Consider the following 6,394-nt stretch of genomic DNA (forward strand, 5'->3'; position numbering starts at 1 on the left):
GCCCGCCCCGGCGGCCGGTCCGGCCGCACGCCGTGGCCGGACCGACCCCGAACGACTTCCGCGCCGGTGACCGCACGCTTCCGTGCGGACCGCTCCACGACGAGCACGAAAGGCAGGTCGGCAGACCCGTGGGCCTTCCCTCCCTCGGCCATGCGGCCCAATGGGCCATGCTGGTGCAGCTGCTGGTGATCACCGTCGTGGCGCACCTCGCCGGTGCCGCCGCGCGCAGGCTGCGTCAACCCGCGGTCATCGGCCAGCTGGTGGCGGGTGTGCTGCTCGGCCCTTCCGTCCTCGGGGTGCTCTGGCCCGGCGGGGAGCACCGGCTCGTCCCCGGTGAGACCCTGCTGGGGGCGCCGATCAACACGGTGGCCTGGCTCGGCGCGGCCTTCCTGCTGTTGCTCACCGGCCTGGACACCGACCTCGGCGTGATCCGCAGGCTGGGCCGCCCGGCGCTGATGATCGCCGCGGGGGCCGTCCTGGTCCCGTTCGCGGCCGGGGTGGGTCTCGCGCTGCTGCTGCCGGACTCGTTCGCCGGGGGCGCCGCGAGCCGGCCGTCGTTCGTGCTGCTGGTCGCCGTCTCCCTCAGTATCTCGTCGATCCCGGTGGTCGCCCGCGTGCTGACCGAACTCGGCTTCCTCAAGGCCGACTTCGGCCAGATGATCCTCACCGTGGCGCTGGTGTCGGACGCGGTGGGGTGGATGGCGCTCGCCGGGGTGACGGTGCTCGCCGGACCGGGTGGCGGTGACGCGGGGGAGCTGCTGGCCCCGGTGGCCGGCCTGCTCCTGCTGACGGCGGTCCTCGTGCTGGTCGCCCCGCGGCTGGTCGACGCCGCGCTGGCCCGGGTGCGCCGGTCGGACCGGCTGCCCGGCAGGACCGGTGGGACCGGCGGGACCGGCAGGGAAGGTGAGGCCGGTGAGGCCGGGACCGGTGGCTCCGGGGACCTCCTGGTGGCCGTCGTCCTGGCCCTGGTGCTCGCGGTGGCCGCCGACGCGGTCGGCTCCGACGGCCTGCTCGGTGCCTTCGCGGCGGGTCTGCTGCTCGGACGCTCGCCGCACTACCGGCCGCGCCTGCGCGGTCAGTTGGAGCCGGTCACGCTCGTCCTGCTGGCACCGGTCTTCTTCGCGGTCGCAGGGCTGCGGATGGACCTCACCGTCCTGAGCGGTGCGGAGGCACTGCTCTGGGCGGCCGGATATCTCGCGGTGGCGGTCTGTTTCAAGGTCGCCGGCGCGTACGGGGGGGCGCGGCTCGCCCGGCTCCCGCGACGCCAGGGTCTGGCCGTCGCGGTGGGCCTGAACTGCCGCGGTGCGGTGGAGGTGGTGGTCGCCTCGGTGGGACTCTCCGCCGGGGTGCTGAGCGAGACCGGCTACACGGTGATCGTGCTGATGGCCCTGTTGACCACCGCCGCCACCGGGCCGCTGCTGAGGGCGGTCGCGCCCCCGCCGGGCCGGCTGTTGAAGCCCGCCGGCCCCAGGGCCGGGTCGGCCGACCGGGTCCGGGCGGCCCGGTAGGCCCCCCGCCCCGCATCCCGACCCCGCTTCGACCCCGAGCCCGACCCGATCCCCGACCCGATCCCCGACCCGATCGGACCCGGACAGCGTCCGGTTCGACCGTGTCCGCCCCGCCGGCCCGCCGCCGTCGACCCCTCGACACCGCGGCCCGACCTCCACCGCCCAGCCACCGGCGACCCCGCGCCGCCGTTACCCGTGCCGTCCTCCCAGGAGCCTCTGAGTGTCCCTGCGTGACCTGTTGATCGACACCGCCCCCCTACGGGCGAGCCGCGACTTCCGCGCGGTCTTCATAGCCCGGACCGTCTCGCTCTTCGGTCTCGGCATCGCCACCGTCGCCCTCGCGGCCCAGGTCTACGACCTCAGCGGATCGACCCTGACCGTCGCTGCGGTCAGCATGGTCATGAGCGTCAGCGTGCTGGTCGGTTCGCTGGTCGGCGGCGTCCTGGCGGACCGCACCGACCGGCGGCGCCTGATCATCCTGGCGCGCGGCGCCGCGGCCCTCGCGTTCGCCGGGCTCGCCGCCAACGCCTTCCTCCCCGAACCGAGCCTCTGGGCGATCTACCTCTGCGTCGCCTGGGACGGCCTCGCCTCCGGGGTCAGTGTGACCGCGCTGATGGCCGTCGCACCGACGCTCGTCCGGCGCGACCAACTCCCGGCGGCCGGTGCCCTGCTGTCCCTCACCACGGAGATCGGCTCGGTCGCCGCGCCGTTCCTCGGGGGCGTGCTGCTCGCCGCGTCCGGTCCCGGCACGGCCTTCGCCGTCACCGCCGCGACCACCGCGCTGACCACCCTGCTGGTGACCCGGCTCCGTCCGCTGCCGCCCGTCCGCCACGAGGCCGACCCGGACGACGGGGCGGGCGCGGACGACGGATCGCCGCTGGTCGCGCTGCGCTACGCGGTGAAGCACCGGGTGGTCGGCGGCCTGCTCCTGCTGGGCGGCGCCACGGCGCTGTTCGGCGTCCCCGTGGTGCTCTTCCCCGAGCTCGTCGACACCCGCTTCGGCGGCGGCGAACTGATGCTCGGCCTGCTCTACACCGCGCCGGCGGTCGGCGCCGTCATCGCCTCCGCCACCAGCGGATGGGTGGGCCGCAGCAAGCGCCCCGGTGCGGTGCTGATCGGGTCCGTCCTGGTGACCGGACTGGCCGTCGCCGGTTTCGGCCTCAGCCCGTCCGTGGTCCCGGCCTTCCTGGCGCTCGCGGTGGCCGGTGCGGCCGGCACCGTCGCCGCGATCCTCGACTACGCCCTGCTCCAGCACCACACCCCGGACCGCCTGCGGGGCCGGATGGTCAGCGTCGTCACCGCCGAGCAGACCACCGGCGAGATCGGCGGCGAGGCCGAAGTGGCCCTGCTCGCCCGATGGTTCAACCCGGGCGGGGCGGCGCTCCTGAACGGCATCGTGTGCGCCCTGGCGGCGGTCGTGGTCGCCCTCGCGGTGCCGGGCCTGCGCCGGGCGACGCTCCCCGACGACGAGGAGGAGGACGACGAGGGCCACGACGGCCACGACGGCCACGAGGACGGCGCAGGCCCGTCCGGCCCCGTCCACGGCACCGACCCGGTCCACACCGAACAGGGCGACGGCCGCCCGACGGCGCCGGCCAGCCCCTGACCCCGCCGGCTCCGGCCTCCCGCTCCGGCCTCCCCCAGACCCGGACCACCCGACCCGGACCCCCCAGACCCGGATTACCCGACCCGGACCCCCCAGACCCGGACCACCCGGCCCCTGCGCCGATGGCTCCAGACCGGCGGCCCCGTGCCCCGCACGGCCGGCCGCCCCACCCCGAAGAAACCGGAAAGGCACCACAGGTGACCCGTCAGATCGCAAGCCCCGACCACAACCGGCGCAGAGACACGCGCGCCCGCGGGCCGCGTGGGGTGCTCGCCGCCCTTCTCACCACCGTCCTGATCGCCGCCGCCGCGGCCTGCACCACCAGCTCCGACGGCAGCGCCTCCGACTCCCAGGACCCGTCCGCGTCGTCGAACGCCACCCGCGTCGTTTCGACGCCCGACGGTGACGTGACCGTCCCCGCGAAGCCCAAGCGGATCATCGGCCTCTCCTACGCCGCCGCCTGGCTGCTGGACTCCGGCATCCCGATGGTCGGCGTCACCTCGATCGACGACGCCGCGCTCTCCGCCGAGCAGAAGGCCAAGGTCAAGGAGATCCCCCTGGTCGGCGAGGGGAACGAGCTGAACTTCGAGAAGATCGCCTCGCTCACCCCCGACCTGATCATCATCTCCGCGCCCAAGCGGGTCCAGTTCCAGATCGACAAGCTCAAGCCGATCGCCCCGGTGGTCTCCTTCGGCATCGGCAACCCGGACGAGCTGCTCGCCACCACCCTCAAGGTGACGGACGCCGCCGGCCGGCCGGAGGCCGGCCTCAAGGTGAAGAAGGAGTACGAGGACAAGGCCGCCCGGATCAAGACGGCCTACGCCGACAAGCTGGCGAGGACGAACTGGGCGATCGTCAACTCCGGTGAGTCCGGCAAGTTCTCCGCCTACGACGGCAAGTCCTGGCTCGGCCTGGTCCTCAAGGACGTGGGCGGCAGGTTCGCCGCGCTGCCGGGCGTGGGCTTCGAGGACGCCTGGGCCGACCTCTCGTACGAGGAGATCGGCAAGCTCGACGGCGCCGACGTGATCCTCGTCGACGGCGACGAGCCGGGCGCCAAGCCGTCCGCCGAGACCACCGACCTGATGAACCAGACCAACTGGAAGTCGCTCAAGGCGGCCAAGGCCCAGCAGGTCCACCCCGTGCCGGCGTTCTTCACCAGCCGCTACCCCGAGGCCGGCCGGATCCTCGACCAGCTGGAACAGATCCTCAAGACGCTCTGACCCGGCACCGGTCCGGCCGGTACCCGAACCGGCCGGACCCGCCCGCCCCGCCCCCGAACCAGGAGCACGACAGCCATGAACGACCGCCCCCAGAGCCGCCTCCCGCTCACCGGAGCCCAGTCCGGAGTCTGGTACGGGCAGCGACTCGAACCCGGCAACACCGCGTACAACGTGGGCCAGTACGTCGAGATCCGGGGGCGGTTCGACCAGGAGGTCTTCGAGACGGCGCTGCGCCGCGCGGTCGCCGAGGCCGAGGTGCTCGGGATGCGCTTCGGCGAGGAGGACGGCGTTCCCTACCAGGAGCCCGCCCCGCGGGCCGACTGGCCGCTCGACCTGGCCGATCTGCGGGCGGAGGCCGACCCGGAGGCCACCGCCCTGGAGCTGATGCGGGCGGACCTCTCCCGCCCGGTGGACCCGGCCGCGGACCGGCTCTTCGCCTACGCCCTGTACACCGTCGCCGAGGACCGGGTGCTCTGGTACCAGCGCGTCCACCACATCGCCCTCGACGCCTACGGTTTCACCCTGCTCGCCCGGCGCACCGCCGAACTGCACACCGCGCTGTCCCGCGGCGTGGAACCGCCGCCCGCGGCGCCCGGCCGCCTGGCCGACCTGCTCGCCGAGGAGGCCGAGTACCGGGACTCCGCCCGCAGCGCCGCCGACCGCGCCTACTGGGCGGAGCAGCTGGCGGACGGCCCCGAGCCCGCGCCGCTGGCAGGCGTCGGCCACCCGGCCGCCCCGCACTTCCTGCGCACCGGTGCCACCCTGACCGCCGAGGAGAGCACCGGGCTGCTCGACCTCGCCCGCGCCGCCCGTGCCACCTGGGCGGACGTGGTCACCGCCGCGTTCGCCGGCTACCTGCACCGGATGACCGGCACCAGGGACGTCCTGCTGGCCATGCCCGCGATGACGCGGCTCGGCTCGGTGGCGCTCACCGTGCCCGCGATGAAGGTGAACGTCCTGCCGCTGCGGCTCTCCGTCGCGCCCGGTACGGCCTTCGGCGACCTGGTGTCGCAGGTCGTCCGCAGGGTGCGTGACCTGCGCCGACACCAGAACCACCGCGCCGAGGAGATCCGGCGCGACCTCGACCCGGCCGGGCGCCGCCACGGCGTGTTCGGCCCGATGGTCAACATCAAGGCGTTCGACTACCAGCTCGACTTCGACGGTGCCCCCGGCATCGCCCGCAACCTCGCCGCCGGACCGGTGGACGACCTCACCCTCTCCGTCTACCTGGACGGCGGCAACCTGGTCCGGTTCGAGCTGGACGCCAACCCCCGGACCTACCGGGAGGACGAACTCGCGGACCGGTGCGCCGAGTTCCTGACCCTCCTGCGCGCGCTCGCCGCCGTCGAGGAGCCCGGGCTGCCCGTGGGGCGGATACCGCTGCTGAGCGCCGAGCGGCGCCGCGAGGCCCTCGCGCTCCCGGACGCGGTGGGTGTGGTTCCGGTGGTGGGTTCGGTGGTGGAGCGGTTCGAGGGGTGGGTGCGGGAGGCGCCGGGTGCGGTGGCGTTGGTGGTGGGTGAGGAGTCGTTGACGTACGGGGAGTTGGGGGAGCGTTCGGCGCGGTTGGCGTCGGTGTTGGTGGGTCGGGGGGCCGGTCCGGGTCGTTGGGTGGGGTTGGCGTTGCCGCGGTCGGTGGACCTGGTGGTGGCGATGGTGGCGGTGTTGCGGTCGGGGGCGGGGTATCTGCCGTTGGATCCGGGCTTCCCGGCGGAGCGGCTCGCCTTCATGACGGAGGACGCCGGCCCGGTCTGCACCGTCGCGGTGGGGGAGACCGCCCGGGCGGTGCCGGAAGGGGTGCCGGTGCTGCTGCTCGACGATCCGGAGGTCGCGGCCGGGATCGTCGCGGCGCAGCCCGCCCCGTCCGTGCCGGTGGATCCGGAGGGGGCGGCGTATGTGATTCACACGTCGGGTTCGACGGGGCGTCCGAAGGGTGTGGTGGTGTCGCACGGGGCGTTCGCGGGTTTTCTGGCGGCGATGGACGGTCGGTTGGGTCTGGGGCCGGGTGATGCGTTGGTCGCGGTGACGACGGTGTCGTTCGACATCGCGGGGTTGGAGTTGTT

Annotated in this window: 4 protein-coding genes; all 4 read left to right on the forward strand. The window is 74.3% G+C overall.

Features of this window, described 5'->3' with window-relative positions; translation table 11 throughout:
• Positions 1–128: 128 nt before the first annotated feature.
• Complete coding sequence (locus ABZY91_RS33005; protein ID WP_355406757.1) at positions 129–1,508, forward strand: cation:proton antiporter; 1,380 nt, start codon at positions 129–131, stop codon at positions 1,506–1,508.
• 220 nt (positions 1,509–1,728) lie between these two features.
• Complete coding sequence (gene entS / locus ABZY91_RS33010) at positions 1,729–3,114, forward strand: enterobactin transporter EntS (protein WP_355406759.1); 1,386 nt, start codon at positions 1,729–1,731, stop codon at positions 3,112–3,114.
• A gap of 197 nt (positions 3,115–3,311) precedes the next feature.
• Positions 3,312–4,334: an ABC transporter substrate-binding protein gene (locus tag ABZY91_RS33015; RefSeq protein ID WP_355406760.1), complete on the forward strand. Its 1,023-nt coding sequence runs from the start codon at positions 3,312–3,314 to the stop codon at positions 4,332–4,334.
• A gap of 75 nt (positions 4,335–4,409) precedes the next feature.
• A partial coding sequence (locus ABZY91_RS33020; RefSeq protein ID WP_355406762.1) for a condensation domain-containing protein occupies positions 4,410–6,394 on the forward strand: 1,985 nt, incomplete at its 3' end.

It is taken from the genome of Kitasatospora sp. NPDC002965, assembly GCF_040611255.1.
GTDB lineage: Bacteria > Actinomycetota > Actinomycetes > Streptomycetales > Streptomycetaceae > Kitasatospora.